This is a genomic window from Oceanobacillus salinisoli, from assembly GCF_009733865.1.
Lineage (GTDB): Bacteria > Bacillota > Bacilli > Bacillales > Amphibacillaceae > Oceanobacillus > Oceanobacillus salinisoli.
Genome location: NZ_WOFB01000016.1, coordinates 1 through 21,884, shown reverse-complemented (window position 1 = coordinate 21,884; position 21,884 = coordinate 1). Strand labels below are relative to the sequence as shown.

Annotated in this window: 16 protein-coding genes and 1 riboswitch; of the genes, 12 read left to right on the top strand and 4 right to left on the bottom strand. The window is 38.9% G+C overall.

The genetic code is table 11. The features are described 5' to 3' along the window. Positions 1 to 120 precede the first annotated feature (120 nt). Both GMJ66_RS12030 and GMJ66_RS12025 read right to left on the bottom strand, forming a co-directional pair. The gene (locus GMJ66_RS12030) at positions 121 to 1,521 is read right to left on the bottom strand and encodes an LLM class flavin-dependent oxidoreductase (RefSeq protein ID WP_156290573.1); all 1,401 of its coding nucleotides are present in this window, start codon (positions 1,519 to 1,521) and stop codon (positions 121 to 123) included. Between the two features lie 223 nt (positions 1,522 to 1,744). After that, positions 1,745 to 1,862: riboswitch (SAM riboswitch) on the bottom strand. Positions 1,863 to 2,902: 1,040 nt separating this feature from the next. Further along, the gene (locus tag GMJ66_RS12025; RefSeq protein ID WP_156290572.1) at positions 2,903 to 4,036 is read right to left on the bottom strand and encodes an Rpn family recombination-promoting nuclease/putative transposase; all 1,134 of its coding nucleotides are present in this window, start codon (positions 4,034 to 4,036) and stop codon (positions 2,903 to 2,905) included. 456 nt (positions 4,037 to 4,492) lie between these two features. On the opposite strand from GMJ66_RS12025, the gene GMJ66_RS12020 reads away from it, so the two are divergent. Continuing rightward, positions 4,493 to 7,879, top strand: coding sequence for a phosphodiester glycosidase family protein (locus GMJ66_RS12020; RefSeq protein WP_156290571.1), 3,387 nt, complete (start codon positions 4,493 to 4,495; stop codon positions 7,877 to 7,879). Positions 7,880 to 8,116: 237 nt separating this feature from the next. On the opposite strand, the gene GMJ66_RS12010 is transcribed toward GMJ66_RS12020, so the two are convergent. Continuing rightward, positions 8,117 to 8,887 carry an SDR family NAD(P)-dependent oxidoreductase gene (locus tag GMJ66_RS12010; protein WP_156290569.1) on the bottom strand — a complete coding sequence of 257 codons (771 nt, stop codon included), beginning with the start codon at positions 8,885 to 8,887 and terminating at the stop codon, positions 8,117 to 8,119. Between the two features lie 172 nt (positions 8,888 to 9,059). On the opposite strand from GMJ66_RS12010, the gene GMJ66_RS12005 reads away from it, so the two are divergent. The 9 genes from GMJ66_RS12005 (at position 9,060) to GMJ66_RS11965 (ending at position 17,392) form a co-directional block, all read left to right on the top strand. Continuing rightward, positions 9,060 to 9,650 carry a TetR/AcrR family transcriptional regulator gene (locus GMJ66_RS12005; RefSeq protein ID WP_156290568.1) on the top strand — a complete coding sequence of 197 codons (591 nt, stop codon included), beginning with the start codon at positions 9,060 to 9,062 and terminating at the stop codon, positions 9,648 to 9,650. Between the two features lie 104 nt (positions 9,651 to 9,754). After that, the gene (locus tag GMJ66_RS12000; protein WP_156290567.1) at positions 9,755 to 10,360 is read left to right on the top strand and encodes a glycerol-3-phosphate responsive antiterminator; all 606 of its coding nucleotides are present in this window, start codon (positions 9,755 to 9,757) and stop codon (positions 10,358 to 10,360) included. 212 nt (positions 10,361 to 10,572) lie between these two features. Then, entirely contained in the window at positions 10,573 to 11,478 is a 906-nt protein-coding gene (locus GMJ66_RS11995; RefSeq protein ID WP_156290566.1) for a nucleoside hydrolase, read from the top strand. Positions 11,479 to 11,504: 26 nt separating this feature from the next. Then, positions 11,505 to 12,794, top strand: a complete 1,290-nt coding sequence (locus GMJ66_RS11990) for an ABC transporter substrate-binding protein (protein WP_156290565.1) — start codon at positions 11,505 to 11,507, stop codon at positions 12,792 to 12,794. 97 nt (positions 12,795 to 12,891) lie between these two features. Beyond that, positions 12,892 to 13,806 carry a carbohydrate ABC transporter permease gene (locus tag GMJ66_RS11985; RefSeq protein WP_156290564.1) on the top strand — a complete coding sequence of 305 codons (915 nt, stop codon included), beginning with the start codon at positions 12,892 to 12,894 and terminating at the stop codon, positions 13,804 to 13,806. Beyond that, entirely contained in the window at positions 13,796 to 14,620 is an 825-nt protein-coding gene (locus GMJ66_RS11980; RefSeq protein ID WP_156290563.1) for a carbohydrate ABC transporter permease, read from the top strand. The genes GMJ66_RS11985 and GMJ66_RS11980 overlap by 11 nt, the downstream gene beginning before the upstream one ends. An 11-nt stretch (positions 14,621 to 14,631) precedes the next feature. Further along, a complete protein-coding gene (locus GMJ66_RS11975; protein ID WP_156290562.1) occupies positions 14,632 to 15,765 on the top strand; it encodes an ABC transporter ATP-binding protein in 1,134 nt (377 codons plus the stop codon). Then, positions 15,762 to 16,565, top strand: a complete 804-nt coding sequence (locus tag GMJ66_RS11970; protein WP_156290561.1) for a sugar phosphate isomerase/epimerase family protein — start codon at positions 15,762 to 15,764, stop codon at positions 16,563 to 16,565. The genes GMJ66_RS11975 and GMJ66_RS11970 overlap by 4 nt, the downstream gene beginning before the upstream one ends. A 23-nt stretch (positions 16,566 to 16,588) precedes the next feature. Continuing rightward, positions 16,589 to 17,392, top strand: a complete 804-nt coding sequence (locus GMJ66_RS11965) for an HAD-IIA family hydrolase (protein WP_156290560.1) — start codon at positions 16,589 to 16,591, stop codon at positions 17,390 to 17,392. Positions 17,393 to 17,807: 415 nt separating this feature from the next. On the opposite strand, the gene GMJ66_RS11960 is transcribed toward GMJ66_RS11965, so the two are convergent. Continuing rightward, complete coding sequence (locus tag GMJ66_RS11960) at positions 17,808 to 18,392, bottom strand: TetR/AcrR family transcriptional regulator (RefSeq protein ID WP_197046681.1); 585 nt, start codon at positions 18,390 to 18,392, stop codon at positions 17,808 to 17,810. Between the two features lie 153 nt (positions 18,393 to 18,545). Between GMJ66_RS11960 and GMJ66_RS11955 the strand changes: the two genes are divergently transcribed. Both GMJ66_RS11955 and GMJ66_RS11950 read left to right on the top strand, forming a co-directional pair. Continuing rightward, positions 18,546 to 19,595, top strand: a complete 1,050-nt coding sequence (locus GMJ66_RS11955) for a 2,3-butanediol dehydrogenase (RefSeq protein ID WP_156290685.1) — start codon at positions 18,546 to 18,548, stop codon at positions 19,593 to 19,595. A 246-nt stretch (positions 19,596 to 19,841) separates the two neighbouring features. Next, positions 19,842 to 21,209: a hypothetical protein gene (locus GMJ66_RS11950; RefSeq protein WP_156290558.1), complete on the top strand. Its 1,368-nt coding sequence runs from the start codon at positions 19,842 to 19,844 to the stop codon at positions 21,207 to 21,209. Positions 21,210 to 21,884 lie beyond the last annotated feature (675 nt).

Below are 21,884 nucleotides of genomic sequence, written 5' to 3'. Positions count from 1 at the left end.
AACTAATCTATTTGTCCGAGTATGTTTGAAGTAAAAGAACCTTCCTCATGATGCATAGCCCCCCTAAATTATTTCAAGTGGATTGACAAACATGTCCCAGCGGTCTCAGAGATCCAATATTCAGATTGAGACACCAGACCTTTCCCTCAGCCCTGGTATGGAAACATTTTTCGCTGGATGATAGTCCGGTAAAAACTTGTGCCCTTTACCAAATAAATTTTCCCGTAAGGTTGTTCCTTCGTACTCTTTACGGAAGCTTCCTCTTTCTTGTAGTATAGGTATCACATGTTCAATAAAATCCTCAAATGTACCAGGACTTGCTGCTTGGATAATATTAAATCCATCGGCATCTCCTTCGTTTGCCATTAGCTCCAATTCATCTGCAATTTGTTCGGGAGTACCGATAATTTTTGTTGCACCAATTCCTAATCCGTGATGAAGTACAGCTTCCCTTACTGTCCACAGCCTGTTTGTACTTGCAACAGTATATTTTTGTAAAAAGCCATGAGAAGCATTTGTATCTAGATTTTCTACATATTGATCAGGATCATATTGAGAAAAGTCTACTCCAGTATGGCCAGACAATAAGGCTAATGTTCCCTCGTAACTAACATGGGAAGTTAATTCCTCATATTTTAATTTTGCTTCTTCTTCTGTTGCACCTACAACTGGGACAATACCTGGAAAAACTTTAATATCTCCTGGATTTCTACCAGCTTTTTTCGCTCGTTCTCTAATATCCGTTACAAACGCTTTTAATTCAGATATGTCGTTAGCTAATGTAGTAAAGATGGCTTCAGCGTGTTTGGCCGCAAAATTTCTTCCTCTAGTAGAGGCTCCCGCTTGAAAAAGGACAGGTGTACGTTGTGGAGAAGGTTCGACTAGATGGACACCTGGTACATTAAAAAATTCACCTTCATGATCAATGGGATGAACTTTGCTGGAATCGGCATATACTCCTGTTTCTACATCTGCAATAACCGCATCATCTTCCCAACTTTGTTCCCATAATTTATATACAACTTCCATATATTCATCTGCACGTTCATAACGCTTATCATGTTCCATTTGTTCTTCCAACCCTAAATTTATGGCCTCACTTCTTAAATACGATGTCACGATATTCCAAGCGACACGCCCTTTCGTTAAATGATCTAATGTTGAAAAATCACGTGCCAATTTATAAGGCTGTGTATAGGTCGCCGAATATGTAGGTGCAAACCCTAAATGTTTCGTCACAGCTGCCATTGCGGAAATTTGTAGCAATGGATTGTGCAGGGGCACTTGTACTGCATGTTCAACAGGAGCTTTGTGACTTCCTCCGTATACATCATAAATACCATGTACATCCGCTAAAAATAGAGCATCAAATTTACCGTGTTCAAGTAATTTAGCTAAGTCTACCCAATAATCCAAATCGCCGTGTCTTTGTCCTTGATCTTGTGGGTGTCTCCATAATCCTGGAGAATGTGGAGCAACAGAATTTTGTGTAAAACCATTTAAACGAATTTGTTTTTTCATGAATACCATCTCCCTTTAAATAATAAGTACTTTCCTAAGTAACTACTGTTCATCTTTTATAAAACTTCCTATAATTTCACCTCCCTTGCATATGTGGTGTATACCAATAGAATTAGTTGGTTTTAGGGTATGGATGACATTGATTGATTAAGGTAGAGGTATTTAAGTATACTAAAAAACCTCTTCCATAGAGGAAGAGGTTTATATCAATCGACTACACTCTCCCTCATCTATCAAGCTTTGTGCTTGCTGGAATTAGCACCTTTTCACTTAAACTATCTTTAAGTGAAGGTTGCTGCAGGATCATCGGACCAGATTCCTATCCTGACTCTTGATAAGGAAAAATATTCAGTTTTTAAAGTTAGACATATCGTACCACTTGAACAGAAAACTGTCAATAGTGAATTTTAGAAAAATTATTCAGTTGTTTGCTGCAGAATCCTGGAAATACATGAGTTTGTCATCGATTCGGTATTTACTCTGTTTTTAAGATAGAAAAATCCCCGTGCTTCCTGATGCGGTGAGAATCTGTTAACATCCAAAATCGAGTAACGTGCTGGGGAAGCGGATGAAATGAGCGAGGACACCACGGAAATCAAATCGAGCTATAGCCCCAGAACCGTTCGGCAAACGCATGAAATCGAGCGAATCAATAGTCAAGTCATGCAACAGCCCCACGAAAACCGCGCGACCCTACTAAATCGAGCGACATCACCTTGGAACCGTACAAAGTCTGTCATTTATTAAGTATTTACTTTACTAAAGCAAAACTACATACCCTATGCCCGTCCCCCTTATTTTCGAACTGTTACTAAAGTATTGTTTTTTATAATTTACACATAGGTATTAATCAGCTAATAAATCCGTGATATCATTGCAGATAACTGTTTTAAAATTTAAAATAGTAGAGAGGGGCCTCAACTTGTTAAAAAAGTAATCATTTTTAGTTTCTGTAATTATTTATAATGGGAGGGTGTAGTAGTATGAACCATTCAAAAGACATTTCAGAAATGGGCCTAGAAGAACTCCGAAAGTCATTGCATTTCATTGATAATTTACAAGAAAGTTTATGACATCTGTGGAAGAAGTAGAGAAAGGTTACTACGTATTTGAATCATACACAGGTGGATATACAATGGTGTATCTATCCAGTATGGTGAGAGTGAGGAAACAAGTGAATCTCTATATTACGCTAGAGAAACATATGATCATAAAACAGATACCAAAGATAATAACATATATTTATATCTTTTATTATACTAATATTTATATCTTTTATTATACTAAGCTGTTACTAAATAGGATAATGCAACTAGAATCTGGGACAGTGAACGTGTCTTTCCGTCTCACGGTCCCTGTCCCAATTATTCTTCTTCCTTTTTCATATGTTTTGCAACTCAATTATCCTTTCTTTTGGAAGACTCGTGGTTTCAGCTACAAAATCAATCTCCATCCCTTTTGCTAAAAGACGTCTTGCAACCTTCTCCCTTGCTTTTTTATCTCCTTTCTCTAACCCCTTTTCGATTCCCTTTTCAATCCCCTGTTCCATTCCTTTCTCTATTCCTCTTTCTATTCCTTTTTCTAATCCTCTTTCCATTCCTTCTTTCTCTGCTTCTTGTGCACGAAGTTCTGCCTCACGTTGAGCTGCTTCCTCATCCATTACCTGTTTTAATCGTGATTCATAAGCAAGGTATTGTTCCGGCGTCATACTCAATTCTTCCCAATTTTGAAAAGCGGAACGTAATGATTTATCCTTCATGGAAATCTCCTCCAATTCCTTATAGATATCATGATAAATCTCATCGTTTCTATGGTTTATCATTCCCAGCATTAATAGCCATCTTGCAAGCACATCATTCCATGGATCCAGTGCCTCCTCTTTCCAATCCTTTAGCAGTTTTGGCATTTCTATAAAATGAAATTCCATTACATCTGTTAGTTTGTATTTTTCATCATCTTCATATAGATGATAAGTGGTATGAAACCTGTTAGTCTGCCTAAATAGGTTGAAGTTAAGAATATTAATCGCAATAACTGGCCGTAATTCCTGATAAGCCATCTTCTTTTTAAAAGGTCTACGATATGCACCAGACCAATAATAGATAGAACGCTTAATCATCTCAAATTTGTTTGTGAACTGAATCTCGACATTAATCCATTCATCCGCATTGGTTAATACCAATAAATCTAGTCTTGATTGTTTATCATCAACATATTCTCCACCAGATTCTGTGTTCTTGAATGAAATATCCTTTATATGATCCCTACCCGTTTTTTGTAATATGGCATTCAAAAACACAACCGTTATCTCTTTGTTTTTTTCATTTCCAAACAGCTGTTTGAAGGCGTAATCTATTTTCAAATCCATCAGCCGCTCTAGTGGAATTCGCTTCAGCAACCTTGCTCTAAGATTGCCTTTGGATTCATTATTCGTATAGTTTGTGGAATCTTCTCTGACAGCATAAAGTGAAGTACATTCTGAGGTATTTTTCTGCAGTGCTTCTTTTAATAACATCTTAACACACATCCCTTTTTTATATGAGGAGGAACCGAGATGTATTTCTAAAATAAGTATATCAGATTAATTCATAGCAAACAAGTGTTCTGTTTATTTTTGTAAATAAAAATTCAGGTAGCTACAGGAAGGACTTAGAGACAGGCACCTCGATTCATTACAAAGATAGCTGATTGGACGGTTGAACCCATCCCTCTGGCCCACCCCTAAATTAATTCGACAAAAAATTACAATTTTCGGGAAGTGACAGGCACCTCAAGCGTTTTTTAAAAAATTCTTGGCCATGGTTCAGGTAAACTTTTATCAGTCTTTTATCCTATAAATTTTTACAGGAATCTAATAAGTGTTTAATAGACCTTTGCTAGTATAAAAGATAGAGAGATATAGAAAGGAGGATTGTGGTTTCCATCATGATATACTTCCAAGAAAATTTTAAATTATTGGAGGGATATTAGGTTGAATAAAAAATGGACGAGTGGGATATTAGCTGTACTTCTTGCTGCTTCATGTGTTACGCCTGCAGTACATGCAGAAACGAATCCTATATCAGATGTGCGTGCTGCATCATCGCAAAAGACAGAACCAATTATTACGGTAGGGCCATCTGGTAAAACGCTTTTATCGAATGAAGAGACGACGACAATTGGTCCAGGGATAGAACTGACACAATTTGAACGGTTTGATGCGCGCGGATGGTTGAATGGGGAAGTTATGACCATTGATTTGTCGAATGAAGCAGTATCCGCAGATTTGCTATATCCTGGGGTTATCACCGATTCCAAACCCGTGTCTGAAATGGCGAAGGAAGCTGGAGCAGTTGCTGGGGTAAATGGGGACTTTTTTGATATTAATAATACGAAAGCTCCGTCTGGGTCCATGATTCAGGGTGGGAATATTTTAAAGGGGCCACAGGGATCGCATACTTTAACAGCCGGTGTAGATGAAGATGGTATTGGTGTGATAACCAACATTTTGCTGGAAGGAACGATTCAGCTTCCAAGTGGTGAATTTTCGCTAGCTGCTTTGAACCAATCAAGTATCCCAAGTAACGGTATTGGGCTTTATACATCGGTATGGGGAGAAGCGCAGCGAGCAAATGATGGCAGTCCTGTTTATGAAGTGACGATTCGTGATGGTAAAGTTGCTGCTGTTTCAGACAAGGCTGGCAAAGGTGTAATGGGAAAAGATACCATCGTTCTTGTTGGCCGTGAACAGGGTGCGGAAACATTAAAAACGCTCTTCATTGGTGATAAAGTACGTGTATCCTATGCACCGAAAATCGAGGGGGATACCCTCATGGATTTCGCTATTGGCGGAAATGTCATTTTAGTGGATAAGGGGCAAGTTCCTGCTAATATTGATGATAGTACTACTGCCCCAAGGTCGGCGGTTGGATTTTCAGAGGATGGAGAAACGATGATTCTCGCTGTAGTGGATGGTCGGCAATTGGACAGCCGTGGAATGACATATAAAGAAATGGCCGAGTTAATGAAGGAATATGGTGCATATCAGGCATTAAATATTGATGGCGGGGGCTCTTCTACCATGGTAGCGCGCATGCCTGGGGAAGCAGATGCCGAAGTGGTCAATGCTCCGTCAGATGGAAGTGAACGTTATGTTCCAAATGGGATAGGTGTTTTTGCTGAATCAGGCAGCGGGGAATTGGAAAGCTTTGCGGTAGATACCGTTGTTGCGGCCCAAAATAGTGAACGTGTCTTCCCGGGATTAAGCAGAAGTTTTGCCGGACTTGGTCATGATGAAAACTATGCACCTGTAGAGGTGGAGGGAATCAAATGGGAGGCGCTTCCTGCAGATGTAGGGAATTTTGACGAAAAAGGCGTTTTTTATGCGAAAAAATCAGGTTCTGCCGTTGCACAGGCACAAATCCAATCCTCCAAAGGAACAAAGGAAATTACGGTACTTGGTGAGTTGGACCGCATCGAAACATCCCATTCTTACCTCGGTCTGGAAATGGGCAAAAATGGAAGCTTTACTGTTTTCGGATATGACAAAGAAGGCTTTTCTGCCCCTATCGAAGCCAGAGATATGGAATTGGAATATGATGATTCCGTCATTGATGTTGACACGAATTCGGATGGAACGTTTTCGGTCGTACCAGAACAAGATGGGAAATCGACCGTGATATCCATCACAGTCATGGATAAGACGGTGCAGCTTCCGGTAACGATTGGACTGGAAAAAGTAGTGATTTCTGATTTTGAGGATGCAGGTGAATGGAGATTCTCTTCTGCCCGTGGGTCTGGAAGTTTAGGAACAGCAGAAGGGCTGGAAGGAAATGGCTTACATGTTGCTTTTGATTTTACGCAATCTACCGGTACACGTACGGCAAATGCACATCCTGTTTCTAGCTTGACCCTTCCTGGAGAACCGAAGAAAATTGGATTATCTGTCAAAGGATCTGGTAAAGGGGAATGGATGTCCTTTACATTACGTGATGCTGCAGGATCGTATTATTACCTTTACGGGCCATATGTCACTTGGACAGGATGGGAAGAAATAGAAATGGAAATTCCAAATGGAGTGCAGTATCCATTGGAATTACGGACGATTGGTGCAATTGAAACGAGCAAAGATGACCAATACACGGGAGAATTAGTATATGATAATTTAACGGTTGAGGTGCCGCCAAGTGTGGACATAGGAGAACAGCAGGTGTCCACCCCAGATCCTTTGATTGTTCAAAATGATACCATTAAAGAGGAAAGCTGGAAATTTGCTGTTTTATCGGATACCCAATTTGTTGCTGCCTCGCCAAACAGTCAGCAAGTTGAGATGGCCCGGGAGGCATTACGTCAGATTGTCGCACAGGATCCGGAATTTCTTGTTATCAATGGAGACCTTGTGGATACAGCATGGGAGGAAGACTTTGCCCTTGCAAAACAACTGCTGGAGGAAGAGGTAGGAGATTCTATCCCAATCTATTATACTCCCGGTAATCATGAAATTGCTGGCCCTGGAACATTGGATAATTTTCTAGATGCTTTTGGAGAAAATCGTTACACCTTCGATCACAAAGGAACACGATTTGTATTACTGGATTCAGCAACAGGAAGTTTTCGTACGAGTGATTTCGATCAGCTGATTGAGTTAAAAGAGGCGCTAGTGGATGCTGAAAAAGATTCGTCCATCAACAATGTAGTAGTGGTTGGGCATCATCCTACACGTGATCCATTACCAACGAACAATAGTCAACTGGCAGATCGAAAAGAGGCGGAGTTATTGGAAACTTGGCTGACCGATTTCCGTGAGAAGTCCAATGGCAAAGGTGCGATGTACATTAGCAGCCATGCACATACCGTAAATCTGGAACGAGTCGAAGGGGTTCCATATATGGTGGTTGGGTCTGCAGGAAAACCACCATACGGTACAGCAAATAATGGTGGATTTTATGCTTGGACAATGTTCGGAATCGATCCAACACCAATTCCGGACCAGGCATTTGGCCCGGAAAAGGCTTCTACACAAAGCAATACTAGCGGTAGTGAATGGATTCAAGCAGAAGTTCGACCAATTCTTGAATCCATCTCGATAGATTCACCGGAAACCGTAGCAGCAGGCGATACGATAATTATTTCTGCGACTGGTCATCAAGCGGGGAATCTGAATTTCCCACTCCGCTATCCAGCAACTGTAATCTGGGAAGGCAGTGATAATGTATTTGTCGGCTCTGGAGATGCATTAGAACGTGAAAAGAAATCGAATAAGCATGATGCTGTATTTAACCCGGAAACAGGAGAGCTTACTGCACTGAACAGAGGCGTGATTTCATTAGAAGTCATCGCAAATGATGTGAAAGCTGAAGTGGATGTTGTGATTGAGTAGGATGTAGACAGGGAAATACTTGGGCGGTTCTTTTACTTTATTTGGAGTAGAGGAACCGTCTTTTTGGTGGATTTGGGGTCAGGATCCTGAAGAAATGGCAAAAACTGTTTTATTCATGGGAAGTGACGATTCTTCATTTATGACAGGCAACACGTTAATGGTGGGTATACTCTTGCAGTAGGAATTTTAAAAAACTTAGGGGACAAGTCTTAATATAGCCTGTCCCCTTGGTCTTTCTTATCTCGAAGTATAACCAGCATCTGCGTGAATCGTTGTGCCGGTTACATACGATGATGCGTCAGATGCTAACCAGAGACTGGCTTCTGCGATTTCTCTTGGTTTGCCAAAACGATTTAGTAAACTTAACTGTGGAGCATACTCCTCTTCTTTTAAGCCAAATTGTTCTAATGCGCCACGGAGCATCGGAGTATCTATTGCGCCGGGAGCAACTGTATTTACACGAATATTATGTGGGCCATTTTCCAAAGCAGCTACTTTTGTCATGCCAACCACTCCATGTTTTGCTGCTACATATGCAATATTATTTGGCTGTGGACGGAAACCACTAACAGAAGAAATGTTAATAATAGAGCCACCATGACCTTGTTTTAACATTTGTTGTAATTCATATTTCATGCAAAGTGCTGTACCAGTTAAATCAACAGAGATTAAACGGTTCCAATAATCTTCATCAAATTCGGCAGCAGGTCTGTCATCTGGAGTTAATGCAGCGTTATTGACAGATACATCAAGTTTTCCATAAGTGTCTACGGCAAATTGTACCATTGCCTGTACTTGATTGGAATTTGAAATGTCGACCTTAACAAAAGAAGCTTCCCCGCCATCTGCTTTTATTTCTTCTACGACAGCACGACCATTTTCTTCATTAAAGTCGGCGATAACCACTTTTGCTTTTGCTTCTGCAAATAGTTTTGCAGTTTCTTTCCCCATGCCCATTGCAGCACCAGTAACAATGGCAACCTTATCTTCTAAAACTGGAAATGTCATATACATACCTCCAACTAATTATTTTTATACTGTAAATATAGTATTTCCCAATTTTTTATTCAATCAGCAAAAAAAATGAAATGTTCATTACTGTATAAAACAGTGAATTTTGTATAGTAAAAAATTGCAGATGCCAAATCGTTCAGACATACTAGAGTGGAGGTGAACAACAATGACAGGGATGTTAGATAAACGTATTAAACGCTCAAAAACAGATATAAAAGAGACCTTTTTACAATTGCTTTATCAGAAGCCGTTTGATCAGATTACAATCTCAGAAATCGTACGTGAAGCAGACTATAACCGAGGAACTTTTTATGCCAATTTCGAAACAAAGGAACATTTACTGGATGAGGTTATTCACGATGTATTACAGGATATGATTACCCAAATTCGACATCCTTATAAATCGATAAAAAAGGTTAATATGAGGGATATAAATACAGAAGATATAACATTGTTTACCTATTTTCAAGAAAATGAAGACCTTTATAAACTATTGCTAAGCCATCATATTCGTGTGGATTTTCGTTATCAATTGGCAAAGGCTATTGAACGAATGTTTATTGAGGAATACGAGTATGAACTAAAAGAGGGGACATCATTAAGTACTAAATGGTTTTATATATATCGTGCACATGGAATAGCAGCAGTCATTATTCGGTGGATTGAAGAAGATTTCCCAGATTCGCCCGAGTATATGTCTAAGCAAATTGTCAATCTTATGCTCACTTCGACAGAGGTTTTTTATATTAAAAATTAAAATTAAATGATAGTGGGCTAAAGTGAAAGGTGAACGAGTCCTAAACTTACTACAAATATCACTTGATAAGTTATTTGTCACAGTGTCCTATAGGAGGTTAAACAATGGAAAAGGATAATTTCAGCGATGTATTAGTAGAAAGATTACATAAGCATAAAATGGTTGCGGCTGTAAAAGACCCGAAAAATTTAGAAAGGGCCATTAAGTATAAGGAACATATCAGTGCTGTATTGTTAATGACAGGAACGATTTTAAATGTCAAAAAATATGTTGACTTTATTCAATCTCATGGTCTCCCGGTGATTTTACATGTAGAGCGTATTGGTGGGCTGCAAATGGATAAAAACGGAATGGATTTTGTGAAAAAGCACATTAAACCCGCCGCAATCGTTACTACAAAGAGTGGGATTATAAAAAAAGCAAAGGCAAAAGGTATTTTTGTCATTCAGCGTGTCTTTATGGTTGATACAGATATGTATATCAACCTGGAAAAGGATATTGACCAAAACCCAGCGGATATAATTGAGATTATGCCCAGTAGAGTCCCCGAATTTATTAACAAACTTTCAAAAGTATCCCATGTTCCGATTATTACTGGTGGGCTATTGTCTTCTGCAGAACATGCAAAAAATGCAATAGAAAATGGTGCTATCGCTGTGTCCACATCAAACTCAGAGATGTGGAAAAACGACATCAATCGACTTATTTAAAGAAAAATTTACATGGACTTTATAGGTTATTAACAATTAAAAGGTATAATCATAATTGAAAAGTGAATAGAAAAATGGTGCGGTTTGAGAGACCAAAAATAAATAGTATATACCTATGTGTATACTGTCTATTTTTGGTCTCTTTATTTTCCCGTACCTTGGAGGTGATACAGCTAACTTGAAAAGAGTCTTTGGAAGGGAGAGCTCGGGGAATGTCGAAAGTTATTTTGGATACGGATATTGGAACGAATCCGGATGACGTGATAGCTTATGTGTTAGCCATTAAATCTCCCGAGATAGATTTGCTGGGGGTTACAACGGTTTACGGGGACACTGAAATTCGAGGAAAGATTGCACAGGCAATTTCAGAATTATGCCATAGTCATACCATTCCAATCTATCAAGGGATTGAACGTCCACTGCTTCGTAAACGAAAGGTCTATTGGACGGGATTGGAAGAGCAGTTAGGGAATCTGAGCGATAGCAAGTCTCCTCTTGAAGAAAAGCAAAAGCATGCTGTCGATTTTATTATCGAAACAATCATGACCTATCCGGGAGAGATTACGCTCGTACCAATTGGTCCATTAACCAATGTTGCAGCAGCGATTATTCGTGAACCCAAAATCATTGAAAATGTAAAAGAAATTGTGATTATGGGTGGGGTCACACGCCTTGGCAGTTACCGTCTATCTGTGGAGACGTCCGAGCATAATGTAACATGTGATCCCGAAGCAGCATCCGTCGTATTCTCGAGTGGTGCCCCTATTACGATGATTGGACTTGATGTAACAAGGCAGCTCATGATTTCCAAACAACTGGTCGAACAGTTTGCATCCGGAGATTCTACTATTGTAAAAAAGCTTTCTAAGATGATGCTTGATTTTATGGATTATAAGATGCGGGATTATTCTTACTTGTGTGATCCTCTGGCAATCGCTGTATTGCTGGATCGAAGTCTTATTGAAACAACGAGAATGCATATAGACGTCTTGTATGAGCCACAAACCGATAAGGGAATCACACTCGGAGAAATAAAGGAAGATGGAAAAGTCAAAGTAGCATTGGAAGTAGATAAAGAGCGATTTTTTGAACTTATTTCAAATCGGATTTTTTCTTAAATCAATATTCAAAGGAGAGGAAAATAATGAAGCGATTTTTACAAACGATTTGTTTTATTGCACTTATGCTTTTCTTAGTGGCATGTAATTCAGAAGCAGCAGGTACAACAGAGGATGGAAAAACAAAGATAGAATATTGGCATGTTAATGCGGAAACACAAGGAGGACAAACGGTAAAACAATTGGTGGAAGATTTTAATGCACAAAGTGAAACCGTGGAGGTTGTGGCGAAATATAATCCTGACATGTATAAAGGATTGATGCAAAATCTGCAGGCAGAAGCAGCAGCAGGGAATGCACCCGCAGTTGTTCAAGTTGGTTGGTCGTTTTTAAATTATTTCTCAGACAACTTTAGTTATGTTTCTCCACAAACAGTGATTGAACAGCATTTTCCAGAGGATGAAACGTTTTTACAAGATAAATTTCTTCCAAATGTCCTTGATTTAGCAAAGAATTCCGATGGTGAACAGGTTGGTATTCCTTACTCCTTAAGTAGCCCTGTTTTATATATTAATAGAGATATTTTAAGAGAAGCAGGTCTGGATGAGAATGGTCCACAAACATGGGAAGAAGTAAAAGAATTTTCGAAAGTCATTAAAGAGGAAACTGGTAAATACGGTTTCTATTTCCAAGAGCCTGCGGATAACTGGGCAACACAGGCCTTGTTAGAAAGTAATGGTGCCCAATTTATTACGGATGGAAAAGCGACATTTGCTTCTGAAGAGGGAATAGAGGCGTACGAATTATTAGCTGATATGGTTTTAGAAGATGAAACGGCTTTACATATTGGCTGGGATCAAGGTGTCCAAAGCTTTATTGATGGAAGCGTAGCAATGGCATATACAACGATAGCGCAACGATCCAACATTCAAGATAATGCCCAATTTGATGTAGCAGCAGTGAAATCACCAGCATGGGAAGGGAAAGATGTGAAATTACCAGCTGGAGGAGCGATGCTTACCATTACTGCTCCAAATGAAAAAGAACAAAAAGCAGCTTGGGAATTTATGAGATATCTATATAGCATTGAGTCGATGGCAGAGTGGACAAAGGGTACAGGATATGTTCCTCCACGTAACGATGTGGCAGATGCAGAAAACGGACTGAAAACCTATTTAGAAGAAAATGAAATGATGACGGCAGCAGTAGAGCAAATGGATGGGGTTGTTCCATGGGCTTCCTTCCCGGGAGATGCTGGATTAGAAGCAGAACAATTATTGTTAGATCTTCGTGACCAAATTCTTGGCGGAAGTATATCCGTAGAAGAAGGTTTAACGTCAATAGAAGACAAAATTAACGAATTATTGAATGATTAATATCGATCTTAAACATACATGGCTTTGCTAAGGGTGAGTGTATTTATCCTTAGCTTGACCATGTGACATTCTGAAAAAGTAAGTGGAGGACGTATAAATGAGTGCTCTAGCAGCAGTACGAAAAACATTGCATCTAAATCGGGAAAATGCCATTGGTTATGGTCTATTAATCCCTTCGATTATTATCTTTGCTGTCTTTACGTTCTGGCCTTTTTTGTACACGGTCTATTTAAGTTTTTTTGACTGGAATATGATTAGTCCGGAGAAGGAATTTGTCGGAATCCGAAATTATATGGAAGTCCTCGGAGATCCAAGAACCTATCAAATATTTGGGAACACATTTCTTTATATAGTTATCCTGCTTGCCATTAATTGTGTGGTTCCGTATATCTTTGCTTTTGTCATTGATATTGTTTTAAAACGGTGGAATGGTTTTTATAAAAGTGCATTGTTTTTACCAGCATTTATATCCTTAGTAGTTGGTTCTATATTATTTACTTGGATTCTGAATCCTGTTTCCGGACCATTGGCCATTGTATTTGGTTGGATTGGTTTGGAGATTCCCAACTGGACGAAATCGGAAGGGTGGGTCATTCTCGTATTAAGTCTGATTACATCCTGGAAGGTGTTTGGATATAATTTTATCCTTCTTTATGCATCGATTAATGGGATATCAAGGGAAATCATTGAATCGGCAAGGTTAGATAATGTACCATTGTGGCGCATTTTCTTTCAAATTATTTTACCGATGAGCAGCGCTACGGGTATTTATGTCTTTATTCTGACGATTGTGCAAAGCCTGCAATATGTTTTTACCCCCGTAAAGGTTGTTACGCAGGGCGGACCGGACTATGCGAGTTCGAACTTAATCTACCATGCCTACCATGAAGCATTTGTCGTTTATCGAACAGGTCACTCTGCTACTTTATCTATTATAACGATGGCACTGTTTCTTATTTTGTTATTTCTTTACTTTAAGTTTGTAGATCGGGGAATCTATTATGAAAATTAATCGAACAGTAGAAATCACTTGGCACGTTATCTTTATGGCAACGGTCATCGTTTTAGTATTTCCGATTATCTATGCAGTTGGTATGTCCTTTACACCATTGGAGGATGCGTATAACAATGTTTTAAATATTATTCCTTTACATCCTACCTTGGAAAACTATATTACATTTTTTGATACGTTACCTGTCGTAAAGGTTACGATGAATACCTTTATTATTGCGTCCGTTGCCACTGTTTTCAAGGTACTTACCTCTTTTTTGGCAGCATATGCTTTTGTTTATTTTCAATTTAAAGGAAAAGAGGTCTTGTATTTTTTACTCATTAGTACGATTTTCATTCCCTTTACCGTCACCATGATTCCAAATTACTTGATTGTCTCGGATTTGGGATTACTGGACAGTGTATGGGGAGTTATATTACCACAGCTGGCCGATGCAATAGGTATTTTCTTGATTACACAATCGATGAGGAGTATTCCGATTTCTCTTATAGAGGTGGCACGACTGGATAATTTGGGGCACGGGAGAATTATGAAAGATATTGTCCTCCCTTTAGTACGACCTGCCATAACCTCTGTTGGAATCTGGTTTTTCATCAGTTCATGGAACGAATTTGTTTGGCCCGTTCTTATTTTGAAAACAACAGAAAATTATACCTTACCATTGGCATTGCAGATGTATATCAGCTCAGAGGGTGGAACCAACTTTACGGTTGCAATGGCTGTATCGGTCATTACGATGATCATCCCACTCCTTTTATACTTAACTTTCCAGAAGTATATTATTGGCACATTTACTTCATCTGGAATTAAATAGTGGAGGTAACTATGAAGGAAATTAAATTTGAACACGTTAAAAAATCCTACGGGGATACAGAAGTCGTCAAAGATTTAAATTTTACCATTAAAGAGGGAGAACGATTAATTTTACTCGGACCATCAGGGTGTGGCAAGTCCACCACTTTACGGATGATTGCAGGACTGGAAGATATTACAGAAGGTAGTCTTTATATGAATGGCAAAAAGATGAATGATGTTCCGAGTGGGAAGCGAAATGTAGCGATGGTGTTCCAAAACTATGCCCTATATCCGCATATGACGGTGAAACAGAATATTATTTATGGCTTGAGGGTAAGAAAACTTTTTAAAAAAGATATTCAGTCCAGACTAGACTCCGTTTTGGACATGCTCCAACTAAGGGGATTGGAGGACCGCCTACCGAAAGATTTGTCTGGTGGACAACGTCAGCGTGTTGCTTTAGCAAGGGCGACGGTAAAGCGAAGTGACTTTTTCCTGTTGGATGAGCCTTTATCCAATTTGGATGCGCAGCTTCGGGTATCTGCTCGTAAAGAACTTCTGAAAATACATGAGATGTTTAAGCAAACAATGGTATATGTTACACATGATCAGATTGAGGCAATGACGTTTGCTGACCGTATTGCGCTAATGTATGATGGGGAGTTACAAATGTTGGATACCCCAACCAATGTGTATCATCGACCAGCCAATGTCTTTACGGCAAAATTTATTGGCACCCCACCAACGAATATTTTGGAAATGGATGATCACAATGGCTTTGTCACGATTGGCGAGCAGTCGTTGGAGTTGAATGATATGTGGAGGAAGCATATTGCGGAACGGAAGACGCAGAACTTGTTATTTGGTATTCGCCCAGAACATATTGAATTGTCTACCACACCATTTTCCAACGGATTTCAAGGCAAGGTGAAATATATTGAAAATCAAGGAAACAGCTATAGCGTTTATATGGATTTGGAAGGAAAGGAAGTTGTCGCTCTGAGTGAGAATAAACATTGGCATAAAGGAGATATCGTATATTTCCGTCCGATGATGGAGCGTATTCACCTTTTCGAAAAAGAAACGGGTGATTCCATAGGCTATCCGGAAGAACTATTAGACGAGAATGATAAAAATAAGGAAGAAAGTAGGGTTTTAGTATGACAAAGAGAACAATCATTTATTCCGATTTACCACTATTAAATGAAGATATCATGGAAAATATTAAGCAGTTAATGGAACATGGCGCAGACAAAATTGAGTTAATGATAGATGGGGAGAAATGGAATGATATGGAGATGCTTTTTGAAAAAATTGCTACCCAATTAAAGGACCTGCCAGTTTCATTTACTATCCACCCACCAGCATGGGATATTAATTTAACGAGTGAAAATAAAGCAATACGAGAAGCATCTTTTCATGAATATAAAAAAGCGATCAAGTTTGCCGGGATGATTGGTGCCAGTCATGTTGTGATACATCCAGGATTTTGTTTTTCTCCTGTCTTTAATAAAGAACTCGCACAACAACGTGCAAAAGCGTATATGAACCAATTATGTGAGATAGCAAAGCCGCTGGGTGTTCGATTGGCGATTGAAAATGTAGGTTATAATGGGTCTGCGATTTTGACGGAGGAAGAGTTTGTTGAATTTCTTGAGGACGTGGATGAAACGGCAGGATATTTAATTGATATTGGACATGCTCAATTGGATGGGTGGAATGTGCCAAATGTAATCAAGATTATTAAAGATAGATTAATAGCTCTTCATATTCATGATAATATGGCAGCTTCCGATGATCATTTGCCGATTGGTGAAGGGAAAATGGATTGGCAGGCAATCATGGATGTGTTGAATCAAGAAGAAATTGATTGTGAATTAATTTTAGAATACGCTCCCGGTACCTCATTAGAAGCTTTACGTACAGGAAAAAACTACTTAGAACAAAACGTTTTCGTTGGTTAAGTTAGGGAGGTCACCACTACATCATGATTTCACCTAACCATTACGATGCATACTGCTTTGATTTAGATGGCACGATTTATATTGGTGACCAGCTGTTATCAGGCGTAAAACAGGTATTGGAGACTATTCGAAGCCATCAGAAAAAGGTTCTTTTTATTACCAACTCCCCCACATTAACGAGGGAAGAAGGGAAGGAACGTCTGGAACGTTTAGGGGTAGAAGCACACATAGAAGAAGTGGTCACAGCCCCTTATTTATCGGCGCTTTATTTTGCAGAAATGTCAACAGAAGTGTTTGTTTTTATCATTGGGGAACATGCCATAAAAAAGGAACTGGAAAATTTCTCTATCCCTATAACAGATAACCCGACGGAAGCAACTCATGTGTTAGTTGGATTAGACAGGTCTTTCACGTATAACGATTTACACATGGCGATGAATGCAGTTCGCCATTGTAAAAAGCTGATTATTACCAATCCTGATCCAGTTTGTCCAGTGCCCGATGGATTTATCCCAGACACCATGGCTCTTGCAAGTGCAATAGAAGTGGCTTCAGGGCAAAATATAAATAAAGTTATCGGCAAGCCTTCTGACACGTACGGAAACAAAATTCTCGACATACTCGGTTTGGACAGAAATAGAATTTTAGTCATCGGTGACCGGTTGGAAACGGATATTCAACTGGGCAAAACAAACGATTTTGGTACATGCCTTGTACTAACAGGAGTTTCCAATAAAAAAGACATAGAAGCGTCGGTCATTAAGCCGGATTATATTATTGAAAAATTAGACAGTCTTTTTTCAACGTATATAAGTCATTATGTTTAAGAAGCAGAGGGAGTTCTCCTGCTTCTTTTAAATTTAGTTTGCTTGTGGGGAATCGGAGTGTAGATGAAGTGGTGTGGATGGGAGAACGTGCGAGGACTTAAGTGAAAAGAGCCGCTGAGGTGGTAAGTCGTGCGAGGGTTCATGCAAAACGCGCGACAGGGGTTGGAAAGCGAGCAAGGCACCATGCAAAACGCGCGACAGTGGTGGGAAATCGTGCGAGGCCTCGTGCAAAACGCGCGACAGGGATGGAGAAACGTGCAAGGCCTCATGCAAAACGCGCGATAGGAGTAGGAAAAAACAATCGAGAACACATAAAAATTAATTGCTAAGCACTAAAATCCATTCAGGAAGCATGAGGTAAAAATCCCCTGCTTTTTTTAATTATTGTGGAAGCGCGTGAACCGCTCCCCACACTTCAAAACTTCCTCAAACTTTTCACTTTTGTATTGGACAGGATGGTTAGTTGTTTCATCATATATGTTGCTGAATAGTTAAATTTACTTTGAATCCAATATAGAATAAGCCCTATAGTTGCATTGGTTTGGTAGTGTAGAAACATTTCATAGTTTACATCCCCATATAAAGATTCGGTTTCAATAAAAATATCTTTTGAAAAGATGTCGTAGAATAGTTTCTCCAAATGAACCTTGAAATCTTTCTGTCCAATATATAACGCATAAAAGAGTTTCTGATTGTCTTCTATATACGTAAATATTCGTTCCGTTGTAGGGGTGAGTGTATTAACTTCTATTTTATTCTGATGTACAAAAGGTTTCTTGATTGCATCATTTAACCCTTCTAGGGTGTCATACAAAATTTCTTCAAGGAACTCCGCTTTATTTGAATAATGGGCATAGAAAGTAGCTCTGTTTAAATCTGCATATTGCGTAATCATCGACACGGTGATTTCCTTTTCTGAGTATTCCTCCATTAAATCAATATACGCGTTTTTTAATGCCATTCTAGTCTTTCTAATTCTTCTATCTATTTTATGATCCATAACATGCATCTCCTATAAGTAAATCCACAGTATCATTATAACTGTTGTTTAACACTCAAATAAACTAATTTTGTTTACTGAATTTTTTAGTTTTAATGATATAGTGAAAATGGATTATATAAAATTTCAGGGGGTAACATCATGAGTGGAAAAATGAAGGCTGCAGTTTGGTACAACCAAAAGGATGTTAGAGTAGAAGAAAGAGATGTTAAGCAAGTGAAGGACCATGATGTGAAAGTTAAAGTCAGTTGGTCGGGTATTTGTGGTACAGATTTACATGAATATGAGATAGGACCGCTTTTACTACAAACCGAAACTCCAAATGCATTAACTGGTGAAAAAGCACCACTTGTATTAGGTCATGAATTTTCAGGAGTGGTAGAAGAGGTAGGTAATAATGTAACCGAATTCAAAATAGGGGATAGAGTTGTTGTAAATCCTGTAGTAACTTCAGGAAAACATTCTCCAGAAATTGATAGATATTATGAGTTTTATTCAGCTGGCTTGCATGCAGATGGATCATTTGCTGAATATGTTGTCGCTCAAGAAGGGAATGTAGTGTCCATTCCGGATGGGCTCCCACTGGACAAGGCAGCGCTAGTAGAGCCATTGTCGGTAGCAGCTCAAGCAATAAAAGAAGGGGAAGTTAAAGAAGGAGATACAGTTGCTATTTTTGGTTGTGGACCAATTGGATTATTTGCGGTTGTAGCGGCAAAAGCGGCAGGTGCTAAAGAGATTTTAGCTTTCGATTTATCGGATGAGCGACTGCAAAAAGCAAAAGAAGTTGGGGCAACCCAAGCTCTTAATTCCAAAGAAGTAGATGCTATTTCTTATATTAAAGAAAGATATCCGGAAGGGGTGGACGCAACATTTGAAGTAGCAGGGGTTAAGCCAACATTTGACCAGGCAATTAACACCGTCAAACCAAAAGGAAATGTAGTAGTCATTGCTATTCATGCCAGAGATTTCGAATTCAACCCAATTTCCTTAATGACGACCGGTGCTAAATTATCTTCTTCTTTAGGATATGAACACGAAACATTTAAAAAATCGATTGCCATTCTAATGGATGAGAAAATAGATGTCAGTCCAATCATGACGAAAAAAATAGAACTAGATGATATTGTAGAAGAAGGTTTCCATTCCTTATCCAATGACCTTAGTCAAGCAAAAATTCTTGTTCAATTAAGTGGAGAAATGTAAAACACGTAGCGGTTTAAGACTACTGAAAAAGGCACCTTTTTAAGGTGCTTTTTTAATGGTTGCGGACAAGTGATTGGCCCAAGCTTACCATAATGGGGTAAGGGGAACTAATCCTAAATGATACCGAATTATTTATTGGTCTCTGCCTGTCCTTGCGTCTCCACTTCCTTGACATATCCATAAATGCTTCTTATGATAAAAGGAATGAACCTTTAAAATATTCTTATTATTGAAAGAAGAGATATTATGAAAAGCTGGATTTTCGAACGTCTTTATATCTTTTATTCTATGGTTCTTCTTCTCTATCTAATTAATGTATTCGCAGATGTACGGGCATTGGAATATGCTGTTGGTCTATTGGCGATTCCAATGATGGGTATCTCCTTTATTTGGGCAAGTAACCTGTTTCGGGTCTTAGGAGGGGCTTTTATTGGAACAGGAGCGATTATGTTTCTGGCAGCAGGACTTCCTTTTCGAGAGATTCCACTCTTCTTTACATCCAATTTGGCATTGCTTGCATACCTTGTTATCCTGCCGTGGATTAATAGTATTGTCCATGTAGGGAAGTATGACACGCAAATGAAAGAACTGATGAAAGGAAACGTGAACCATCTCGGGAATTTGTACATACGAAGCTCGATTACCACTTATATTCTAATGATGTTCCTCAATATTTCCGCTGTTACATTAACACAGGAAATGCTTATCAAGAATATGAAAAAGATGAAGACGAAAGTGCGTAATGCGTTTATAAGTCAAACGACCGTACGTGCCTTTGCGATAGCTCTCATTTGGAGTCCGATGGAAGTAATGGTTGCCTTGACCGTGGAAGCAACAGGAGTAAGCTATTTATTTTATTTACCATGGCTCATGTTGATTTCTCTGCTAGTTCTGAGTGGGGATCTTCTTATCGGTTGGTGGAAGTTTCGTTCCGTTCCCTACATACCTGTGGAACAAGATGAAGCTCAGGTCCCAGTAAAAAGTGTTGTGATTGGGATTGCCAAATTGTTATTTGCTCTATGTTTATTTTTGAGTACCATTCTATTTATCAATCAAACGTTTGATCTTAATTTCATATTAACTGTCACACTGGTGATTCTGCCATTTTCAGCAATCTGGGCAATGTTAATAAAAAGATGGACGATGTTTAAGAAGTTTGGTTTTGAAGTATGGAAAAATCGGACCAATCACCAGCAGAACTTTATCATTCTATTTATCTCACTTTCCTTCTTTTCCAATAGTTTAAATGAAACGGATATGTTAAATATCGTACAGGAACCATTTCATATTTTCGCAGATTACCCAGTAATTATTCTATATCTTATTTTAGTCACCTATTTTGTCATGGCTATGATCGGAATACATCCGGTTGGTACCATTGCCATTTTACTGGAAGTATTAACACCATTGTTTGGCTTCATTAATCCAGCTGCGATTGGAATTGTAATGATTGTTGCCGCTCTAGCAACATCCGCCTCTGCGACATATGGCGTAACAGTGACTATTACAGCGATGAACACTGTCCAAAATCCATATAAAATAACGTTACAGAATCTATTGTTTACCTTTGTGTTTGGTAGTGTCGGGATTGGAATGGCGATGTTTTTTGTTTAGAGGAAGAAAGTAGAGCATAGGCTGGTGAAAAAAGCACCTTTTCTAAAGAGGTGCTTTTTTGGCCTAAATAGGTTTAACGTGCCTGAATGAACATGGGAATCAGTCAAAAGGTTACATAGGAAGGTTCTAGGTGCCCGAATGAACTCAGAATTCAGAAGGGACGAAGAAAAGTCCACTTGTCCTTTTGTCCTCTCTAAATAATGAGACAAGTTACCTGTCCGAGACCACTGAAAAACTATTAGACACGGATTGTTGCATTCGGTGATGACTAATCCTAAATAAAACCGGCTTTTCAGTGTCCTCTACCGGTCCTATGTCCCACATAAATATCAGTCTTACCGATATTTATGCTATAATAATTTAAATTAAGTTCTGGAGGCGAATGTAAGAGTATGCCACAAGAGAGAAAAATCAGCCTTGAAGAATTTTATCAATTTCAGGCGAGAATACGCCTTCCTCAAGGAATGCGAAGGACTTTAGTCCAATGAGTAGGGAGGGGATGAATCGCCTTCGGACAAGGGATAGTTTTAGTTATCTCAATTGTCCGACTGAACGCCATTTTTCATCTCCCAATATTATCTCTAGTATAGTATAATGAGAACAAACGTTCCTTTCTGGGAGGTGAAAATAATGATTGTAAACAAAGCATATAAGTTCCGTATCTATCCAAAAAAA